At 64.9% G+C, this 20,192-nt stretch carries 20 protein-coding genes; 12 read left to right on the top strand and 8 right to left on the bottom strand.

All coding sequences use genetic code 11. From position 1 onward, the window contains the following. Nucleotides 1–86: 86 nt before the first annotated feature. Nucleotides 87–1,256, top strand: coding sequence for an MFS transporter (locus tag ACZ46K_RS11405; protein ID WP_464748308.1), 1,170 nt, complete (start codon nt 87–89; stop codon nt 1,254–1,256). Nucleotides 1,257–1,358: 102 nt separating this feature from the next. On the opposite strand, the gene ACZ46K_RS11400 is transcribed toward ACZ46K_RS11405, so the two are convergent. Further along, nucleotides 1,359–2,822: an FAD-dependent oxidoreductase gene (locus ACZ46K_RS11400; protein ID WP_464748306.1), complete on the bottom strand. Its 1,464-nt coding sequence runs from the start codon at nt 2,820–2,822 to the stop codon at nt 1,359–1,361. 226 nt (nt 2,823–3,048) lie between these two features. On the opposite strand from ACZ46K_RS11400, the gene ACZ46K_RS11395 reads away from it, so the two are divergent. The 4 genes from ACZ46K_RS11395 (at nt 3,049) to ACZ46K_RS11380 (ending at nt 6,931) form a co-directional block, all read left to right on the top strand. Continuing rightward, the gene (locus ACZ46K_RS11395; RefSeq protein WP_464748304.1) at nt 3,049–4,542 is read left to right on the top strand and encodes an MFS transporter; all 1,494 of its coding nucleotides are present in this window, start codon (nt 3,049–3,051) and stop codon (nt 4,540–4,542) included. A gap of 119 nt (nt 4,543–4,661) precedes the next feature. Next, nucleotides 4,662–5,825 (top strand): Rieske 2Fe-2S domain-containing protein, encoded by a 1,164-nt coding sequence (locus ACZ46K_RS11390; RefSeq protein ID WP_464748302.1) that lies wholly within the window; start codon nt 4,662–4,664, stop codon nt 5,823–5,825. A 124-nt stretch (nt 5,826–5,949) separates the two neighbouring features. Further along, nucleotides 5,950–6,297 (top strand): hypothetical protein, encoded by a 348-nt coding sequence (locus ACZ46K_RS11385; RefSeq protein ID WP_054805588.1) that lies wholly within the window; start codon nt 5,950–5,952, stop codon nt 6,295–6,297. Then, nucleotides 6,290–6,931, top strand: coding sequence for a Dabb family protein (locus ACZ46K_RS11380; RefSeq protein WP_464748300.1), 642 nt, complete (start codon nt 6,290–6,292; stop codon nt 6,929–6,931). The genes ACZ46K_RS11385 and ACZ46K_RS11380 overlap by 8 nt, the downstream gene beginning before the upstream one ends. 56 nt (nt 6,932–6,987) lie before the next feature. Here ACZ46K_RS11380 and ACZ46K_RS11375 read toward each other — a convergent pair whose 3' ends face one another. After that, the gene (locus tag ACZ46K_RS11375) at nt 6,988–7,908 is read right to left on the bottom strand and encodes an alpha/beta hydrolase (protein ID WP_464748298.1); all 921 of its coding nucleotides are present in this window, start codon (nt 7,906–7,908) and stop codon (nt 6,988–6,990) included. Nucleotides 7,909–8,131: 223 nt separating this feature from the next. On the opposite strand from ACZ46K_RS11375, the gene ACZ46K_RS11370 reads away from it, so the two are divergent. From ACZ46K_RS11370 to ACZ46K_RS11360, 3 genes are all read left to right on the top strand, one after another. Then, a complete protein-coding gene (locus tag ACZ46K_RS11370) occupies nt 8,132–9,106 on the top strand; it encodes an alpha/beta hydrolase (protein ID WP_464748296.1) in 975 nt (324 codons plus the stop codon). A 66-nt stretch (nt 9,107–9,172) separates the two neighbouring features. Beyond that, complete coding sequence (locus ACZ46K_RS11365) at nt 9,173–10,558, top strand: FAD-dependent oxidoreductase (RefSeq protein WP_464748294.1); 1,386 nt, start codon at nt 9,173–9,175, stop codon at nt 10,556–10,558. 91 nt (nt 10,559–10,649) lie between these two features. Beyond that, nucleotides 10,650–11,411, top strand: a complete 762-nt coding sequence (locus tag ACZ46K_RS11360) for an IclR family transcriptional regulator (protein ID WP_054805592.1) — start codon at nt 10,650–10,652, stop codon at nt 11,409–11,411. A 27-nt stretch (nt 11,412–11,438) separates the two neighbouring features. On the opposite strand, the gene ACZ46K_RS11355 is transcribed toward ACZ46K_RS11360, so the two are convergent. Further along, the gene (locus ACZ46K_RS11355; RefSeq protein WP_464749288.1) at nt 11,439–12,068 is read right to left on the bottom strand and encodes a PadR family transcriptional regulator; all 630 of its coding nucleotides are present in this window, start codon (nt 12,066–12,068) and stop codon (nt 11,439–11,441) included. A 271-nt stretch (nt 12,069–12,339) separates the two neighbouring features. Here ACZ46K_RS11355 and ACZ46K_RS11350 point away from each other — a divergent pair, with 271 nt between their 5' ends. After that, nucleotides 12,340–13,530 carry an NADH:flavin oxidoreductase gene (locus ACZ46K_RS11350; RefSeq protein WP_464748292.1) on the top strand — a complete coding sequence of 397 codons (1,191 nt, stop codon included), beginning with the start codon at nt 12,340–12,342 and terminating at the stop codon, nt 13,528–13,530. A gap of 64 nt (nt 13,531–13,594) precedes the next feature. Here ACZ46K_RS11350 and ACZ46K_RS11345 read toward each other — a convergent pair whose 3' ends face one another. Together ACZ46K_RS11345 and ACZ46K_RS11340 are read right to left on the bottom strand one after the other, a co-directional pair. Next, a complete protein-coding gene (locus tag ACZ46K_RS11345; protein WP_054805593.1) occupies nt 13,595–14,113 on the bottom strand; it encodes a nuclear transport factor 2 family protein in 519 nt (172 codons plus the stop codon). Then, the gene (locus tag ACZ46K_RS11340; protein WP_464748289.1) at nt 14,113–14,502 is read right to left on the bottom strand and encodes a nuclear transport factor 2 family protein; all 390 of its coding nucleotides are present in this window, start codon (nt 14,500–14,502) and stop codon (nt 14,113–14,115) included. The genes ACZ46K_RS11345 and ACZ46K_RS11340 overlap by 1 nt, the downstream gene beginning before the upstream one ends. A gap of 173 nt (nt 14,503–14,675) precedes the next feature. Between ACZ46K_RS11340 and ACZ46K_RS11335 the strand changes: the two genes are divergently transcribed. The 3 genes from ACZ46K_RS11335 to ACZ46K_RS11325 all read left to right on the top strand — a co-directional run bounded on the left by ACZ46K_RS11335 (nt 14,676) and on the right by ACZ46K_RS11325 (nt 16,871). Continuing rightward, nucleotides 14,676–15,170 carry a flavin reductase family protein gene (locus tag ACZ46K_RS11335; RefSeq protein ID WP_054805594.1) on the top strand — a complete coding sequence of 165 codons (495 nt, stop codon included), beginning with the start codon at nt 14,676–14,678 and terminating at the stop codon, nt 15,168–15,170. 90 nt (nt 15,171–15,260) lie between these two features. Further along, entirely contained in the window at nt 15,261–16,250 is a 990-nt protein-coding gene (locus tag ACZ46K_RS11330) for an LLM class flavin-dependent oxidoreductase (protein ID WP_464748286.1), read from the top strand. 171 nt (nt 16,251–16,421) lie between these two features. Beyond that, nucleotides 16,422–16,871 carry a hypothetical protein gene (locus tag ACZ46K_RS11325; RefSeq protein WP_054805595.1) on the top strand — a complete coding sequence of 150 codons (450 nt, stop codon included), beginning with the start codon at nt 16,422–16,424 and terminating at the stop codon, nt 16,869–16,871. Between the two features lie 83 nt (nt 16,872–16,954). On the opposite strand, the gene ACZ46K_RS11320 is transcribed toward ACZ46K_RS11325, so the two are convergent. The 3 genes from ACZ46K_RS11320 to dnaJ all read right to left on the bottom strand — a co-directional run bounded on the left by ACZ46K_RS11320 (nt 16,955) and on the right by dnaJ (nt 20,169). Next, nucleotides 16,955–18,526, bottom strand: coding sequence for an FAD-binding protein (locus ACZ46K_RS11320; RefSeq protein WP_464748284.1), 1,572 nt, complete (start codon nt 18,524–18,526; stop codon nt 16,955–16,957). A 66-nt stretch (nt 18,527–18,592) separates the two neighbouring features. Then, on the bottom strand, nt 18,593–18,997 hold the full coding sequence (locus ACZ46K_RS11315; protein WP_054805596.1) for a heat shock protein transcriptional repressor HspR: 405 nt from the start codon (nt 18,995–18,997) through the stop codon (nt 18,593–18,595). Next, nucleotides 18,994–20,169: a molecular chaperone DnaJ gene (gene dnaJ, locus ACZ46K_RS11310; protein WP_464748282.1), complete on the bottom strand. Its 1,176-nt coding sequence runs from the start codon at nt 20,167–20,169 to the stop codon at nt 18,994–18,996. The genes ACZ46K_RS11315 and dnaJ overlap by 4 nt, the downstream gene beginning before the upstream one ends. Between the last annotated feature and the right edge of the window lie 23 nt (nt 20,170–20,192).

Genomic DNA, 20,192 nt, shown 5'->3' with positions numbered 1-20,192 from the left:
ACTGTCCGACGACCTCGGCCCCCGACTTCAGCAATCGAGGTGTTATCCACGCCCGCTCAGCGTCCGTCCGGCTCGCTCTGCTTGCTGTGGCAACGTTCGTCGTCACGACGAACTCCCTGAACATCGCGGGACTGCTTCCGAATATCGCCGAAGCACTCGATGTGCCTATCGGCAGTGTGAGCTATGGGATCACGGCGTACGCACTGGTCGCCGCGATCGCCTCTCCGCTGTTTGCTTCCGTCTTCTCTCGCCGCTCCCGAACCGCCGTCCTGGCCACCGGCCTCGTTGTCGTTGCCGTCGGCACGTTGGTGGCGGCAGCGGCGCCGAGCCTCTCCTGGTTCATCGGTGGTCGTGCGCTCTCCGCGTTGGGCGCCGCAGCCGTGGTGCCGGTGGCTATGGCAGTGGCGCCGGAGATCGTCGCCCCTGAGCGGCGGGGGCGCGCCCTGGCCGCGGTAGGTCTGGGTTTCACGGCAGCATCCGTGCTGGGCGCACCGATCGCCACGGCTCTCGCCGCCTGGACAGACTGGCGGATTTCGTTGGGGATCGTTGCTGGACTGGCAGCTCTGGTATCCCTTGCGATGGCCGGGTTCATGCGAGGCCTGCCGATCGGGCACGTTCCAGGTGGGCGAGCACTGCTCACCGTATTCTCGAATCCTCTGTTGCTTATCGCCTTGGCGGGTAACGTCCTCGTCGTTCTGGCTATGGAGATCGTGTACATATTCGGTTCGGAAGTGTCGGGCCGTACCGGCACCCACTTGGCAATCTTGTTGCTGTTGCTCGGAATAGCGGCCATCGTCGGAAACCTCGTGGGCGGCCTGCTCAACGACAGGTGGGGCCATGATCCCGTCGGTTTGCTCAGTACCGCGGTATTGGCCTGCACCTTGCTTTTTCTCATGTTCGCCGACAACAGCTATGCACTGGCGGCCGTCGGGTTTGCGGCGTACGGCATGGCGTCGTACCTGGTGATCATTCCTCGTCAGGATCAATTGATCTCGATCGCACCACAGGTAGCCACGGTGTCACTCTCCTGGTTCTCCACCACGAACTATGTCGGCATCGCACTTGTACCGTTGATCGGGGCCCAACTGGTGCCCAGCGGTGGTTCTGCCCTCACACTGGGTGGAGCAGCGGTCGCATGCCTGGCCATCGCGCTCTTCGCTCTGGGACTGCAGGTGCAACGGCGGACAGCTCGCCTCACGCCAGTGGTCGTGACTTTCGCCGACGCCGGTACTCAGCCTGCGAGGAGCCTCGAGTGATCGGGGCGGGGTGGTGTTGCGAACCGGGTTTCATGGAGTCGAGTTTCCCTGCACCTGCTCCGGCCATCCGGTGGAAACTCGACTCGGCAGGCAAGCGGCGAACTACCCCTGATCGCGTGCGGCTGCCGCTTTTCCGGCTCGCCGCCCGAAGAAGCTGCCGTCACCGAGGCTGGCACCACTCGCATAGCCGCCGGCACAGACACCGGTGGTGCACCGCCCCGCCGCGAAGAGCCCCGGGATCTTTTCCCCCGAAACATGGAGGACTTCGGAATACACGGTCGTCTTCAATCCTCCCAAGGGGAAGCCGCTCGTCATTCCACGCAGATCGAAGGCGGCGATCGGAGTTCCGATGGGCCTCACCCATTTCTCGTTCTTGGAGAACAGTGGGTCGGATCCGTTCTCGGCGTGCATGTTGTAGACGTTGACCGTAGAGGTGAGCGTCCCAGCGGGCAGTCCCATCTCCGCCTCGAGTTCGGCAGCAGACTCACACACCCACGTCGGTTGCAGACCTGCCGATCCCGGGCCCAGCACTTCGTCGTGTGCCTGCTGGTCGATGATCAGAAATGCCTCATTGTTCTGGTGGAACAACATCGCCTGTCCGATTCTGCCCGGGTAGGTGTCCTCGGTGATGAATCGTTGACCGTGCGCGTTGACGATGATTCCTCGGACCATCAGCTGCGGTGAGGTATGGACAGCGACTTCTGCCGCATCCATGTGCGCCGTCGCGGCGCCGAGTGCCTGCCCGATCCGGATCGCGCGCCCGTCGTGTGCGTCGATCGCGGAGCCCGGGCGGCCGACGAGGACCGGAGCGTTGTCGCGCACCATGTCCTCGTCGAACGCGAAGCTTCCCATCGCGAGCACGACACCGCGGCGTGCTCGAACAGTGAACTGGCGACCGTACCGTCGCGCAACCACACCCACCACACGACCATCCTCGTCCACCGCCACAGTCTGGACCCGAACATCGTATTCGGCTTTCACTCCCAGCTTTTCGGCCGTGTCGACGAGCGGTTTCATGAGCATGTAGCCACCGCCGCGTTCCCCGGTCTTCTTGTTGTCCATCTGCGGAAGATGCCCGCGCGGTGCCGGCGGAATCAGGTCCTTGAAGGGTGCTGCGTTCTCTCCCCCGGAGTACATCAGCCCTTCGTCGCCGCCCGGCTCCCAGCCCGGCTCACCCCAGAACTCTTCTTTGAACGGCACTCCGGCTTCGACGAGCCAGTTGTAGTGGTCGACGCTGCCTTCGCAGTAGGCGTCGACCTTCTCGTCGTCGGTGGCGGGGCCGAGTGCCGCTTTCATGAACGCCTTCATGTTCTCGACCGTGTCGTCGAATCCACAGGCCTTCTGCAGCGGCGTCCCACCGCCGAGATAGATGAACCCGCCCGCCATCGATGCCGCACCACCCCAACCTCCTGACCGTTCGAGCACGAGCACCTCGGCACCGGCGCGCGCGGCTTCGATCGCGGCCGCGGCGCCGGCCACCCCATAGCCTGCGATCACGACGTCGGCGTCGGCGTCCCAGGCCGTGATCTCGGATTCGGGAATCGGGCGGACAGTGTCTACAAGCATGTGAATCTCCTCCGACAGACGGCATCTCAACGTGCCGCACGGTCTCACCGCCGGGATGTCAGGGGGAGATAACCTCCCGCTCAGTGGTCGGCGGACGGGGCGATCGCGGCAGTGACCGCCGACACTCGTATCAACTCGTACTCGGCCGGCGTGATCCGCCTTCGTCCACAGCTTGTCGCCGCATCAGGCAGCGAACCACGCCCGTCTCGTCTCAGGAGAACAATCGATGTCCGATTCCTCACCCCGGTCGTTCGCCGGTCGCCTCGATGGCGCAACGGCGTCGAAATCAACGGCCTTGGTCATTGCCGCTCTGGTCCTGGCGGAATGCGTAAGTGCATTCGAAGCCGGGATGATTTTCATCGCGTTGCCCCGGTTCGGCGAAATCTTCGATGCACCGGCGTCGACGACAGGGTGGGCGGTGACTGCCTACATGCTCGTGGGCGCGACGACGGCGCTCGTTGGCGGCCGTCTCGGCGACATGTACGGCCGCAAGAAGGTTCTCATCATCGCCATGCTGGTATCGACGCTCGGTTCGGTGATCAGCGTCTTCGGTGATTCGATGGGAGCGATCATCGTCGGCCGGGGTGTGCAGGGCGCAGCCGGCGCGATCCTGCCACTCTGTTACGGCCTCGCACGTGAAGCGTTGCCCCCGGGCAAGGTTTCCCTCGCCGTCGGATACATCAGCGGAGCGGCGCTTCTCGCCGGATCGGGTGGCTACTTCATTGCAGGGGTACTGCTCGATGTGGCCGACTGGCACATGATCTTCGTCTTTGCGGCCGTTCTCGCCGTCGTGGCTTCGGTGGTGGCCTGGCTCGTCCTTCCCGGAACCCACACACGCACAGAACTGCCACGATTCGACTATCTGGGCGCCGCGCTGCTGACGCCGGGTCTGATCGCACTTCTGTATGGCATCACCCAAGGACCGACATGGGGCTGGACGAGTTTCGGTGTCGTCGGTCTCATCATCGGTGGTCTCGCGATCCTGGCCGTGTGGACTCTGTGGGAACTGCGTCTAGAGGAACCCCTCGTCAATCTCCGTGTGCTCGCCACCAAGCGGATGTCGCTCAATCTGATTGCAGTGTCGGTACTCGCACTCGGCCCCATCGGGGCCGTGCAGATCGTCACCCCGATGGTGCTCCAGGCTCCGACGTCCCTGCCCGTCGGCCTCGGGATGTCCGCGACCGTTGCGGGCCTCATCGGCGGCATCGGTGCCATTGTGGGGTTCGCAGCTTCTCCGGTAGCCGGGATGGTCGCCGGACGCTGGGGCGGTCGCACCGCATTCTTCATCGGGGCCGCCCTGTTTGCCGTGGCCAACCTCATGATCCTCATCGGCCACAAGTCTCTGCTCGTCATGATCGGTGTCTTCGTTGTCGCCGCCGTCGCAACGGCATTCGCATACACCGGTTATCCGAAGATCGTCATCGAGTCGGTCCCCGAGGACGTCACAAGTGTCACGACCGGCGTGCTGGCCACCGCCCGGCAGGCGTTTTCGGCGATCAGCGTGGCCATCGCGTCGGTCATGCTCTCCATGTGGACCGTCCCGGGAACCACGATGCCCACACTGATGTCGTTCAACCTTGCGGTGGGATGGTTTGTTCTGTGTTCGCTGGTCGTGGCGGCCATCTGCCTGTTCATCGGCCGTCCGAAGCAAGAGGCGGCCACCGTCTCGGACACGGTGGGTGACGAAGACGGTGCCGACATGTCGACCGCTCCGGCCTGACCGAGAGCTCTGCATCCGGCAGTGTTCCGACCAGCGGGACGCTCTCTGTTCCTCGGCCCGGACAGTCCATCACCATGACGATCATCACACCAACCGCCCCATCTGCAGCCGGAGGACTCATGTCACAGAGCACAGTAGAAGCCGGATCCGATGACGTACGCGAGATCGAGGCAGCGGCACCGCCCACCCGGTTCGCTCGGGGATGGCACTGCCTTGGGCTCGCGCGGACATTCCGCGACGGGAAGCCCCATCAGGTGGACGCATTCGGCTCCAGCCTCGTCGTCTTCGCCGACAGCAAGGGGCAGTTGAAGGTTCTCGATGCGTACTGCCGGCACATGGGCGGCAACCTTGCACAGGGATCGGTCAAGGGCGATTCGGTCGCGTGCCCGTTCCACGATTGGCGGTGGGGCGGCAACGGACGCTGCACCGACATTCCCTACGCGCGCCGCGTACCGCCGCTGGCCAAGACGCGTGCGTGGCTCACCCTCGAGCGCAACGGGCAGCTGTTCGTCTGGCACGACCCGCAGGGCAATCCGCCCCCGTCGGACGTGACGATCCCTGAGATCGAGGGCGTCGGCTCGTCGGAATGGTCCGACTGGACGTGGAATTCGATCCTCATCAAGGGTTCGCACTGTCGTGAGATCGTCGACAATGTCGTCGATATGGCCCACTTCTTCTACGTGCACTATGCGTTCCCGGTCTATTTCAAGAACGTGTTCGAGGGACACGTCGCTACCCAGATGATGAACTCGAAAGGGCGACAGGACATCGCACTGGGTACCAACTACGGCAACCCGGACATTCCCAACAAGTCGCATGCCTCGTACTTCGGCCCCTCGTACATGATCGACTGGCTCGAGAACGAATCGAGCGGCGAGAAGATCGAAACGGTGCTCATCAACTGCCACTACCCCGTGACGAGCGATTCCTTCGTCCTGCAGTACGGAGCGATGGTGAAGAAGCTCCCCGGCCTGACCGACGCCGAAGCCGATGAGATGGCCGCCCAATTCGCGGCGGGCGTGGAGATCGGCTTCGAGCAGGATGTCGAGATCTGGAAGAACAAGACGTCGATCGACAACCCGCTGCTGTCCGAGGAGGACGGGCCCGTGTACCAGCTCCGCCGCTGGTACAACCAGTTCTACGTCGACGTCGAGGATGTCACGGACGACATGACCAAGCGCTTCGAATTCGAACTCGACACAACCCGGGCGGTGTCGAGTTGGAAGCAGGAGGTCGACGAGAACCTGGCGAAGATGGGAGCCGAACCGCACGCGGCGATGTGACACGATATTTCGCAGGCAGGTCCACACGGAAGCCGTGTGGACCTGCCTTTTTCTATCAGCAAAACCATCCCGCGAAGCGGGAGGCCACCTACGGGGGCGCCCTCACGGACCATAGAGTTTCGGTATGGCTGACGAGAAGATATTCGTGGTCGACCGCGTGGTCACGAAAGCCGGATGTGCGCGCGCGTTCGTCGACAAATACATCGCGGAGTACGCACCGGGCGGGAGCGAACGGGGGATGACTCTCGATCGGATTCTCGTGAGCCCACCGATCTGGTCCGACGACGAAACCAACGTCGTCACCATCACCTGGACCGTGGACGGTGTCGAGTCGTGGTGGCAGATGACCCGACAGGGCCGGCGGGATCCCGACCTGGGCCGGTGGTGGTCGAGAATGGACGAGCTGGTCATCGAACGCTCGCGCACCATGGCCGCCGAGTCTGACGATGTCGAAGGGCTTTCCGATGTATAACGTTATCAGAGTCGTGCATTTCGCCGAGGCCACCGACGCCTCGGATCGCGCCGAGTACATCGAGACAGTACGAATCGCCGTCAAAGAACTCGGCGCACTACGGCAACTCGTCGCGCCGACCCTTCCCGGGGTGATCAACGGCGGGGATGCACTCGTCCACCTTCACTTTCCCTCGGCCGAGGACGCCGCCCGCCACACCGCTGAACTCGACGCGGCGCTTCGGGGTCCCATCACAGTCAGGGTCGACGGGGTCGGATATCCCGCATGTCCGGCGCAGGCACGAGTAGACGAGCCGCGAACACTCTACCGGGCGTTGCTGATACGAGTGGATCCGAGCGCCGCTGGCGACGCCGTGGAGCGATTCGAACGCGACCTGCTGAAGATGCCCGACTACATATCCTCGATCGTCGCGTGGCGCCTGAGCCGGGTCGCCGACTCCGTCGGTAGCACCGAGTGGACACACGTCTGGGAACAGGAGTTCACCGACCACGCAGCACTCATGGGCCAGTACCTGAACCATCCCGTCCACTGGAGCGTCGTCGACCGCTGGTTCGACCCGGAATGCCCTGAGTCGGTGGTTCGCGATCGGGTGTGCCACACGTTTTGCACCGTCGACGACATCGTCGTCGAATAGTGCAAGGCCCTCGGACTGTCGATGGCAGTCCGAGGGCCACACGGGATCGGGACGACTCAGTCGAACAGTCCGCGCATCATTCTCCAGATCTCCTGGCGTGCAGACTCGGTCAGTGACAGCGAAGGGAACGTCAAGAACCCGTGGAAGAGACCGTCGAATCGCCGATGACGAACCCGAACACCCTCTGCTGTAAGTCGTTCCGCGTAGTCATCTCCGGAAGAGCACGGCGGATCCAGCTCTGCAGTGATCACTACGGCCGCCGGTAGTCCGGCAAGGGATCCGGTCCGTGTGGGGACTACTCGTGCATCGTCGGTGCCGTCCGGAGCGTACTGCTCCCAGTACCACTTCATCGCCTTGGTCGTGTTGTAGTACCCCGACCCGAACTTCCGGTACGACTCGGTGTCGAAATCGGCGTCGATCACCGGGTAGAACAGGGCCTGACCGAACACGGCGGGTCCGTCGTTGTCGCGAGCCGCGATCGCGACCGTCGCGGCGAGATTTCCGCCGGCACTGTCGCCGGCGAGCACGATCCGCGACGGATCGCCTCCGTAGTTCGCGGCGTTCTCGGCTGCCCACTCGAGGGCCGCATACATGTCCTCGTGCGCGGCAGGTGCCCGATGTTCAGGCGCAAGCCGGTAGTCGACGGACACGACGACGACACTCACTCCTTCTGCCATCGCGCGACAGAATTCGTCATGGCTGTCGAGATCACAGAAGACGAATCCGCCGCCGTGCGCGAACACGACCACCGGGAGTTCGGGCTCGGTGCTCTCGGGGCGATAGATACGCAGCGCCAGGACTCCGCCCGGGCCGTCGATGGTGAGGTCGTGCACCTCGCGCATGGCAGGGAGATGCTGCAGCGGCGCGCGCCTGCTACGGATGATGTCGCGCAACTCCGGAGGTGGAACCGTCGTGACGTCGGGAAATCCGGAGTTCAGGGCTTCCAGCATGGACGCAACTTCAGGGTGCAATGACATGTCGGTCTCCTCGTCGTGGTGCGACGTCACGCTAGGTCCGCTGTCGAGCGGTCCGAAACCCTGTCTCCCGGCCAGCGGTCGGCTACATCGGCACAACTCTTCGTCACGCTCAGTGGGACGACACCTTCATTCGGGTCGATTCGATGTCGACGATGAACCGTGAAGCACATCCGCAGCACGGTCCCCCGCCGTGCATCATCTGGAACGTGGAGGAATCGACACGATGGCCGTCTCTCCCGGCACTGCTCCCTCACCCGACGACGTCTACGATCCCGACGTCCTGCAGCTGGTCGAAGCAATCCGCGCGCGCCGCGGCGGCTCCCTGCAGGACACAGGAATCGACAGCGCCCGCCGCTCACTCGAGTCGATCACTCGGCCGCCCGGCCCCGAGATGCGTTCGGTGGAGGCCGTCGAATTCGCCGGCCCCCACGGCGTCGTTCCGATGCGCATCTACCGCCCTCACTCCGCACCGGAACACGATGCTCCCGCACTGCTCTGGTTTCACGGCGGAGGCATGATCATGGGCACGCTCGACTCGTTCGATCTTCTCGCGCGGGAAGTCGCAGACTCGACACAAGCCGTGGTGATCAACGTCGGCTACCGGCTCGCACCCGAATACCGGTATCCGGTCGCCCACGACGAGGCCTATGCCTCACTGCAGTGGCTACACGACAGTGCACACGATCGAGGTGTGGACCCGGCGCGCATCGGGGTCGGTGGGGACAGCGCCGGAGGTGGTCTGGCAGCGGCTACCGCCCTGCGGGCACGCAACGACAGCGGTCCGCGCATCGCACAGCAGATCCTGATGTACCCGGGCCTCGAGCGTCGCTGCGACCGCCCGTCCATGCGGCGCTTCGGCGACAGCCCTTTTCTTCGAGCCGACGACATCGATTGGATGAAATCCCTGTATCTGGGAGACGACCCCGCCGCGGACGATGAATACGGAACGCCTGTTCTTGCCGAAGATCTCACGAACCTCCCGCCGGCCGTCGTGGTCTGTGGTTACGCCGACCCCCTCCGTGATGGGGTGGAGGACTACGGGAGGCGTCTACAGGAAGCCGGTGTGTCGACGGCGATCATCCGCTACCCGGGTGTCGGGCATGGATTCTTCATGCAGACGCACGCCCTGGCACGCGCTCGCGCCGCGATGACGGAAGTCGGCGCTCTGGTCGCCGCACGATTCGCACATTCCGGCTGACCACGCACACACAGCGTTCCCACGGGCGCCATCCGGCTCCACTCCCCACACGCCGAGGAGACGATGATGTCCCGAAATTCTGAATCACACGCGGAGAGCCGCAATACCGAGCACGTGGATGTGGTGGTGATCGGCATGGGTGCTGCCGGCTGCGCCGCTGCACGGACGGCCCACGACGCAGGCGCCACCGTCGTCGTACTGGAGAAGGCGGCTGCCGCCGAAGCCGGGGGAAACACGCGAGTATCCGGTGGTGGCTGGTTCCACCACGATGACCCCGATCGTGCAGCGGTGTATCTCCGCGCGCTGTGCGGCGACCGGGCATTGCCCGAGTCCGTCGTCCAGGCATGGGCACACGGCTCCCGGGAGGTGTCGGCCTGGGTGGAGTCGCTCGGTGTCGAAGTGGGTCCCCACGGCGACTACAACTCCGCAGGCGCGGAGTATCCGGAATTGCCGGGCAGCGAATGCTACGGCGGATTGCACTGCGTCGACGGAACACTCGGGCACGGACGACTGTTCGACGCCTTCGAGAAGGCGTTACACGAGCGGGGAATCGATGTACGATACGACACTCCCGCGACCGGCTTGGTGACCGACTCTGCCACGGGCGCGGTGACCGGTGTCGTCACCGCAGCCGGTGAGCAAATCCACGCCCGCGGCGGCGTCGTACTGGCCACCGGTGGCTTCGAGGGCGATCGGACCCTGGTGCGTACACATCTCGGCCTCGACGATGTGCCGGTGTGGGGCAGTGCAGCGGCCACCGGCGATGGGCTTCGCATGGCGCAAGAGGTCGGAGCAGACCTGTGGCACATGGACAACATGATGGCGGTCAATGGAATCACCGAACCCGGTTCACGGCACGGATATTTCGCGATGTTCGTGCACTCACGCGGAGTGATCTGGGTGGACGACACCGGGCAGCGCTTCGTCGACGAATTCGTCCTGTCGGGACACGGACAGGCATTGATCGACGGAAAGTATGTGTTGCATCCGCAGCGATCCATGTGGGTCGTGTTCGACGAGCACACACGGTCGGCCGGGCCGATCAGCGGATCGGCCGATGTTCTGCCGGTCGGCTGGAACGTGCTGATGAACGGATACCGGTGGAGCGCCGACAACATTGCGGAGATCGAAGCGGGATGGATCCAGCGTGGCGACACTCTCGACGAATTGGCCTCGGCGACGGGCTTGCCCGCGGATGCGCTTGCCGAGGGCGGTGAGGCCCCCGTCGGGACGAACATGCGCGCGTTCTCGACACCGCAGGTACCGCCATCGAGGGACTCTATGCGGCGGGCACGGCGAGTTCGCCGTTCAGCTGGGCGAAAGACGGAGGCTTCCACATCGCCGATGCGATCGTGTTCGGCCGGATCGCGGGAGCCCACGCGGCTCGACACACCACCTGAACGTCGAAGATCGACACGGTCGATCACGAACTTCGGCAGGCACTTCTCGTGACCTGCTTCACAACGGTGGGCGCATGTGGCACTATTCCTAATAGAAACATCCACGTCCACGCGCCACAGGCGCCGCGGTTGTAGGAGCAACTATGACGATCCCAGTCGGATCCGACCACACGACACCCAGCGCAGTCCTCGAGCGCGTCGGTCTCGTACTCGACGCGTTCGACGGCGCAGGCCGTCTCACTCTCGCCCAGATCGTGCGCCGAACGGGCCTCCCCCGCTCTTCTGCCCACCGCATGCTCGAGCGACTGGTATCGATGCGATGGCTCCACCGCGAAGGTCGCGATTACACCCTCGGCTTACGGCTGATGGAGCTCGGCTCACTCGCTGTGCACCAAGACAGGCTGCACACCACAGCGCTACCACACCTGCAGGAACTCCACCGCGTCACCGGCTTCGTCGTCCACCTCGCCGTCCTCGACGGTGACGATCTGGTCTATCTCGAAAAGCTCGGTGGGCGGCTGGCCACGGTCGTTCCCACCCGCATCGGTGGGCGGCGCCGGGCGGACACCACTGCGCTCGGCAAATCGCTTCTGGCGTACTCGGGCACACCCGGTGACACCTACAACCACATCCGGGAGCACGGGATCGCCTACGAGAGAGAAGAATCTCTACCCGGATTCGGGTGTATCGCGGTTCCGATCGGCCCCATCGGCTCCGCGGTCGCCGCAGTATCGGTGTGCGGACCGTTGCCTCACCTGCGCTTCGACCATCGCCTGACCGCACCGGTCCGGATGACCGCCACCGCGATCTGGCGCAAACTCGACCGCAACCACGTCGCTCCGACACTCCAGCGTCGCCTGCCCCTGCGCATGGCTCCCAGCGCAAGAGAGCCCCAATACGCCTGACAGACAGCCATTGTGGATGTCCGGCAATTACTCAGCGCATTCCGAGTCGTCGGACGGGTCTCGGTTCGGCCCGTCCGACACGCCTTTCCAGCTTCCCGGATTCCGAGGAAGTGGCATACCGAACTCGCCGATGTCACTGCGAGCAAAACGACCCGCGGCGTCATCGATGTCGTCGAGAAGTTGCTTCGACAGCTCGATCTCGGCCTCGAAGTATCGTTCGGCCCATCGCAGGCTCATCTGTGAAAAGCCCCATCCGGGCTCACGATCGGAGTGTTCGGCGTGTTCGCCGGCTCGGCGCAGCTTGTCTTCGAGATTGACGATGTGGTCGCGCACAATCGCTTTCAGCTGCTCCGGGTCGTTGAGATGCCCCATGTACATCCGCAGCATGACACCGTGTTTGAGCACCGGTATCTCCACGGGCGCCTCACGCGACCATGTGCGTACCGCGTCGATGCCGGACTCGGTGATCGCGTAGACCCGTCGGCCGCGTGTACCCGGCTCACTCACCACCCGGGACTGTACGAACCCGAGCTTCTCGAGCTTCTTGAGTTCCGCATAGACCTGACTGACGGACGGACTCCAGTAGAAGAACCCGATGCTCCAATCAGCCCACTTCTTCAGGTCGTTGCCGGTGAGTTCCTCTCCGAACGACAGCATGCCCAGGACAGCCCAACTCGTGGCGGGCAGGGCGGGATACTGGTCGGCACCGGATTCTGACACTACCGAAGCGTAACAACGACGGTGAGCATCCAGCGTCCCGAATCTCCCGCTACGCGGGACGGACGCCCCTCATCGCCACCTCGACGCGGATAGCGTCGGCAGACCCGGCATTCCCCAGCGTCCTCACAGAAGAAGCCGTGCCGGTGTCCGAAGCCGACGCCCAGCTTCTGCAGACACCTGATGCCCGGCCGCCCGACAAGGAGACATCGTGACCGCCCGTGACATCCCCGACGTACTCGCACCCGCACAGCTGGGTCCGATCACACTGCGCAATCGCATCATCAAAGCCGCAACATTCGAAGCCGCCACTCCCGGTGCGCTGGTCTCCGACGATCTCATCGAGTACCACCGTCGTCCGGCGGCCGGAGGCGTCGGCATGACCACGGTCGCGTATTGCGCAGTCGCGCCAGAAGGCCGGACCGAGGCAAATCAGATCTGGATGCGCCCGGACGCCGTCCCCGGCCTGCGGCGGCTCACCGACGCGATCCACGCCGAAGGCGCTGCGGCTTCGGCTCAACTCGGGCACGCCGGTCCGGTGGCCAACGGTGCGAGCAATGGGTCGCCGGCGCTCGGACCGTCTCGCCAACTCAACCCGCTCAGTATGCGCACCGTTCACGCAGCGACACTCCACGACATCGAACGAATTCGTCTGGCGCACGGGAATGCCGCGCGCCTCGCGGTCGAGTCCGGCTTCGATGCGGTCGAGATCCACTTCGGCCACAACTATTTCGCAAGTTCGTTCCTCAGTCCCAAGATCAACAAACGCAACGACGCGTACGGCGGTTCATTGGCGAACCGCGCCCGCCTGGTACGTGAAACCGCACGCACGGTTCGCGAAGCCGTCGGCGGCAAAGTCGCGATCCTTGCAAAACTGAACATGGACGACGGCGTGCCGGGCGGCTTCTGGCTCGACGAGGCTGTGCACGTGGCGCAGTGGCTCGAGGAGGACGGTTCACTCGATGCCATCGAACTCACCGTGGGCAGCTCGCTGCTCAATTCGATGTATCTGTTCAAGGGAGATGTACCCCTACGCGAGTTCGCCTCGGTGATGCGTGAACCCGTCCGCACCGGAATGAAACTGGTGGGCAAGCACTTCCTCAAGTCGTATCCCTATCAGCCCTTGTTCATGCTCGAACAGGCTCGCCAGATCCGAGCGGCGGTGAAGATGCCGCTCGTACTGCTCGGCGGCGTCACCGACCGCGCCGGGATGGACACGGCCATGGCCGAAGGATTCGAGTTCGTCGCGATGGCCAGGGCGTTGCTGCGCGAACCCGACCTGGTCAACCGGATCGCCGACAACCAGGGCCACCGCTCTCTGTGCATCCACTGCAACAAGTGCATGCCCACGATCTTCACCGGCACCCGCTGCGTACTGGTGGAACCCACTCTCGCGCACTGACCGAGAGTAATCCGGGCCGGGCAGTTCACTGCCCGGCCCACGTTCGTTCACGAATACGACTCGGCTATTTCCCTCGGTACGAGTAGAACGCCGGCGTGTGATCGACCCGAAGTCGCGTGAGATTGCGGTAGCTGATCAGCCACGTCCCGTCCACCCTGCGGTATTCCTCGTGGTAATGGCCCCACCCGTGCAGATGTTCCTCGGTGGCGCCGTCCATCCACCACAGCACGTCCTCCATCGCCCAGATGCCGGTCGCGGTGGTGTCGGAGGTGAGGGTGATCTCCGGGTTGTGCCCGTGGTGGGCGGAGGTGACGGTGACCGGGCCGTCGAGGAACTGCTGGATCATGTTCTTCAGCGGTTCCCTGCCCACGACCACACCGGGTCGCTGCGCGGGAGGCAGGTGACTGTGGTCGCCGCCCTCGAGGCGGAACGTCTCGCTGACGACGTCCTCGGTGTGCAGCTCGGGGTAGCGCTCCCACTGCTTGAGGTCCATCACCCGCAGTCGAGCAGCGAACACACGCTTGATCTCCTCGATCGCGAGCAGTTGTTCTGCGGGCGAGAGGGTGAGGTCGGCGCCGGACATCAGAGCTTCCGCATATCTGCGGGCGACCAGAACGCACGCATCGAAGTGATGCGGCCCTGCTCGTCGAAGGTCATCACATCGATCGGTTCGACCTCGTAGGTGGCGTCGCCCATCGGCGTGCTGACGCGGAAATGGAATGCGGCGCTCGCTCCGCTGATCTTCAAGGTCAGCAGTTCGGCCGTCTGCCGGGTGCCCTCGAGTGCGCTGTAGTGCGCCACGATGGCCTCGCGACCCACCTTCGACTCGGAGCCGACCGGGTCCTCGAGGATCGCGTCGTCGGAGTACAGCGCAGCGATGGTCGCCGACGAACCCGAGTGCAGCGCGTCCAGGTAAGCATCGACCTTGGACCGGATCACGTCGGCGGTGGGGATGGTTTCGGTTACGGACATGGGCGCGACGCTACGACGACCCGGTCGCCGCCCGGAGGCACTTTCCCGTTGAGCGAGAGATCGGTTTCCGTACCGCCACGCACGGCGTTCCACCGCTCACCGGGAACCCGCGTGACCAATCCGGATCTCGTACCGGACACTGGTAGGGACGACGACTTCGGACAGGAGCTGGGATGACCACGGAACATGCAGTGCTGGATCCACGCACCATGCGCGACGTGATGGGCAACTTCTGCACGGGAGTCACGGTGATCACCGCCCTCGACGGTGACCAGCCGCTCGGCTTCGCGTGCCAGTCCTTCACTTCGGTGTCGCTGGAACCGCCGCTGGTGTCGTTCTGCCCGGCGCGCACGTCGACGACGTGGCCGAAGATCCGCGAGATCGGCACGTTCGCCATCAACGTCCTCGCCGACAGCCAACGCACCCTGTGTGGGGCGTTCGCGACGAGCGGCGGAAACAAGTTCAACGGCGTGAACTGGTCGCCGGGCGACAATGGCGCTCCCGCGATCGAGGGCGCACTCGCACGAGTGGAAGCGACCATCGAAACCGAACACGACGCCGGTGACCACACGATCGTGGTGGCCCGTGTCACCGGGTTGACCACCTTGGATCCGAACAGCCCTCTGCTGTTCTACCGCGGCAGCTACGGCACCTTCGACGAGATGTGAATCGCGTGCCGGAATAGCGGTCTCCGGTGACGGGTTGCACCGAAGGTGTGCCCGGCGGCCGATGCCGGGCCCCGACGCGAAGGACTCTCGGTGACCATTCCCCTCTCCATCCTCGATCTGGCACACATCGGCAAGGGCGAATCCGCACGCGACAGCTTCGAGGCGAGCGTGAAAATGGCCCAGCTCGCAGAGAAGTGGGGGTACCGACGGATCTGGTACGCCGAGCACCACAACATGCCTTCGATCGCGTCGTCGGCCACGAGTGTCCTGATCGCGCACATCGCCGCACACACCTCGACGATCCGTCTCGGTGCGGGCGGCATCATGCTCCCCAATCATTCGCCACTCACCATCGCCGAACAGTTCGGCACGTTGGAGACGCTGCATCCCGGTCGTATCGACCTCGGAGTGGGCCGCGCTCCCGGCAGCGACCAGAAGACGATGAGGGCGCTGCGACGCGACCCGTCGTCGGCAGACAGCTTCCCGCAGGACGTGCTCGAACTCCAGGCATACCTGCGCGGCGACTCCCGCATCCCCGGCGTCGACGCCGTCCCCGGCAAGGGCACCGACGTGCCGCTCTACATTCTCGGGTCGTCCCTGTTCGGCGCAAAGCTCGCCGCATTGCTCGGCCTGCCGTACGCGTTCGCATCACACTTCGCGCCGCAGTCCCTCGAAGAAGCGGTGCAGCTGTATCGCAACGAATACCAGCCGTCGGAGCAGCACCCCGAACCGCACATCATCGCGGGCGTCGGCGTCATCGCGGCAGACACCGCCGACGAGGCTGCAGAGTTGTTCGAGCAGACCAAGCGTCAGCGCGTCGTGCAGATGGTGGGGCGGGGTCGCACCTTCACCGACGACGAGATCGACCTGCTGCTCGACTCCCCCGCCGGGATGCAGGTGCTCACCATGTTGCGCTACACCGCTGTCGGCACCGCCGACGAGGTACGCGACTACCTGGACGCGTTCACGGAGCGCGCTCAGGCCGACGAGTTGATCGTCGTGTCGTCGGCGCCGGGTCGCGCGGCGTGGCTGCGGTCGCTCGAACTGGTCGCGCAGGTCAGCGGGCTGGTCCCCGCCTGACCATCGACCGAATGTCACCTTCATGCACCTCGAGTAGCCGAAGGTGACATTCGGCCCTACAGGGGAGGGAATCGGGAATGGGAAGCTGATCCCACCGATATCTACTCGTGGGTACACTTTGGCGGCCAGCCGGCCATTCGCAGTAGGCACCGAGACCCCCGCAGGAGCACAATGAAACTTCGCACCCGCGTCATTGCCGCCGCCGTATTCGCCGTCGCGACCCTCGCAGCCCCGGCCGCTGCCGGTGCCGAGGGACTCCCCGACGATGGCCCCACCATCACGATGACCGTCACGAACCACACCGACGCGCCCATGATCTACTCCGGGGACAGCAACGAATACGGGCAGTGGGTCGACAAGCCTGCAACGGTCATCGCGGCCAACGCGACCACGACGATCAGCGCTGTCGCCTCGGACCGTCGTGGATTCGGGCTCCAGGTGACCTACACGATGCCGGGCGACGCGCACGTGACGTTGATGTCGAACAATTACGGCACCGGACCCGCCAACGCCGACGGAACGCGGGTCGACGGCGGCAATCAACACGGTTACTCCATCGCATCGCACGTCGAGACGGGATTCCCGTTCATGAAGGCGACCTACACTGTCGCTCGTCCCTGAGACCACAGTTTCCCTGAAACCACAAGCGGCCGAACGCCACTCCCCTCGGGGCGAGTAACGTTCGGCCGCGTCTTCTCAGTGTGTCAGCGGGTCGCAGCGTCCTTCACGGCCAGATGCGCGAACAACGCGCTCGTGCCGATCGGGTTGCCACCACCGGGGTAGACGGTGCCGCTCGGCGCCGCCATCGTGTTGCCCGCCGCATAGAGGCCGGCGATCGGGGTGCCCTCGGTGTCGAGGACGCGACCGACGGTGTCCGTCTTCAGTCCACCCTTGGTGCCGAGGTCGGAGATACCGAACTGTGCAGCGTGGAACGGGCCCTTCTCGATCGGGACCAGTGCCGAACCGCCGCCGGTGAAGGCGAGGTCGTAGGGTTCGTCGCCGCGGCCGAAGTCCTCGTCGACGCCCTTGACCACGAGTTCGTTGAACCGCGCGACCGTCGCTTCGAGCGCCTCTGCGGGGACACCGATCTGCTCGGCGAGCCCGGTGAGGGTGTCGGCCGTCTTCCACAGCCCCTTCTCGACGTACTCCTCGGTCGCCGAGAACGGAACGTTCGTTGCCCCGACCGGAGGCACCGGGCCGCGGCTGTCGTCGTAGATCATCCAGAACGGCAGCGTCATGTCGCCGCTCTCCATGCGGTCGATGACCTCGCGACCCAGCCGGTCATACGGCGCGTACTCGTTCGTGAAACGCTTTCCGTCCTGGTCGACGAAGATTCCGGCGGTGAAGCACAACGCGAAGGCGGAGCGTCCGTCCGGATGCGTCAATCCGGGAGACCACCATGCCTCGCCCATGAGGTCGACGTCGGAGCCCACAGCGATACCGGCCTGGTGTGCCTTGCCGAGGTTCGACCACGGCCCCATCGAGTCGCGAGCAGCGCCGGGAACGCCGTATTTGCTGCGCATCTCGTCGTTCTGGTCGAAGCCGCCTGCCGCGAGGACGACACCCTTGCGCGCGCGGATTGCGCGACGCTCTTCGCCGTTCGACACGATCGCACCGACCACGACGCCGTCTTCGACGACGAGCTCTTCGAGCGGTGTGTTGCGGTGCAACTGCACGTTCGGGAACTTGCGCAGCGCGATGAGGAACCGGCCGACGAGCGCACGGCCACCGATGAGCATGTCGGGCAGCGCGTCGCCGTTGCGTTCGCGTCCGAGCGGGCCACGGATCGACTCGTTGAGTTCCGGGTCGTCGGCGATCGGCAGGGGCTTCGGCACGATGTGACGACCCTCCGCGCGCGCCTTGGGTGCCTTGCCGAAGTAATCCGGCCACGGATAGGGCACGAACTCGAGGTCGGTATCGGTTTCGAGGTAGTCGACCAAGGGTGCGCCGCCGCGGACGTATGCGTCCTGTAGTTCGCGGGGCGTCCGGTCGCCGACGACGGCGTGGTAGTACTCGAGTGCGTCCTCGATGGTGTCGTCGTCTCCGGCGCGCTTCAGTACCGCGTTGGTCGGGAACCAGACTCCGCCACCACCGGAGTACGAGGTGGTGCCGCCGTAGTACTCGGAGGCTTCGACGAGGGTGACGGAGAGTCCCTCACGTGCTGCCGTGTAGGCGCCGCAGCACCCTCCGGCTCCCGATCCGACGACGAGTACGTCACATTCTTCGGCCCAATCCACCATGCTTGATGCCTTCCGCTGCTCGGTTCTGTGGAACACGCCACAGTGTGCCCGCGGGGAAGGCTCTCCGTTCGTGGGATTCCGCTGATCGGGAGGGTATGCGGATCAGCGGTCGCGTTGGCCGCGCGGTTTCCACACCACCAGCGCATTGCTGCGCGGAATCGGAACCAGTTCGCGTCGGGCGGAGCGCAGCTGAGCGATCTCCAGCGACATCTCCGAGACCCGCTGCTGCAGGGCCTCGACCTGGTTGGTCAGTTCGATGATCCGCTTGATACCGGCGAGACTGACACCCTCGTCCTGGGACAACCGCTGGACCTCGCGGAGCAGTTCGACGTCGCGCGGCGAGTACCGGCGACCGCCACCACTGGTGCGGTGCGGGGTCACCAGTCCGAGCCGGTCGTAGTTACGCAGCGTCTGCGCGTGCATCCCTGCGAGTTCGGCCGCGACCGAGATGACGTAGACACGTGCATCCGGGTCGGGCGCGTTGCGGAAGCCTGGCATCTCGTTCATCGTGCACCTGCCCATCCTTCACGTGGATCGAATCCACTGGCCTCTTCGGCCTGAAGATATGTACGCAGCGCCTCGGTCGCCTTGTCGTCGAGGTTCTGTGGGATCGCCACCTTGAGGGTCACCAGCAGATCGCCCGCGCCGCCGCCGCGTTTCGCGACACCGCGGCCACGGACGCGCATGACCCGGCCGTCGGCGGTGCCCGGCGGAATCTTCAGCCCGACACGGCCTTCCAGTGTCGGCACGGACACGGTGCCGCCCAACACGAGTTCGCCGTAGCTGACGGGAAGTACGAGGGTCAGGTCGTCGCCTTCGCGACCGAAGATCTTGTCGGAGCGCACGTGCACCGTGACGAACAGGTCGCCCGACGGCGCGCCGCGCAGTCCGGCCTCACCCTGCCCGGCGAGCCGGATCTTCGAGCCGTCCTTCACGCCCGCGGGGACACGGACGGTGATGGTCCGAGTGCGGTTCTGCACTCCGGATCCGTGACAGTCGTGGCACGGGCTGTCGATGATCGAGCCGCTACCACGGCAGTCGTCGCACGGCTCCGAGAACCCGAACGCGCCCTGGTTGCGCGAGATGATGCCGCTTCCGTTGCAGCGTGGGCAGACCCGCGGGCTGGTGCCCGGTTCGGCGCCGCTGCCATGACACGTGGTGCACGGCGCGGGGCTGGTCATGCGCAGGGGAACCGTGACGCCTAGCACTGCGTCACGGAAGTCGAGTGTGGTTTCTGTCTCGACGTCGCTGCCGCGACGCGGACGCGACCGGGTAGCGCCACCGGCGCCCCCACCACGGTTGAACACGCCCCCGAACAGGTCGCCGAGGCCGCCGTCGCCGGCTGCGCCCCCACCGAACAGGTCGCCGAGGTCGAAGGTGCTGCTACCGGAGAATCCCCCGCCGCCTGGCTGGAATCCACCGCCTCCGGGTACGCCGCCGGAAGCGAACAGGCGACGGGTCTCGTCGTACTCCTTGCGCTTGGCAGGGTCGGACAGCACGGCGTTGGCTTCGCTGACCGCCTTGAAGCGTTCCTCTGCGGCAGAGTCGCCGGGGTTGGCGTCGGGATGCAGGTCCCGTGCCAGCTTGCGGTAGGCCTTCTTGATCTCGTCGGCCGATGCGGACGAGGAAACGCCCAGATCCTTGTAGAAGTCCTTCTCGATCCACTCCCGTTGGCTCACTGGGCGCCTCCTCCTTCCGTTGT

The organism is Rhodococcus sp. JCM 9793, assembly GCF_055380405.1.
Note: the sequence above shows the minus strand (reverse complement) of the source record. Positions and strands in the feature narration are given on the sequence as shown.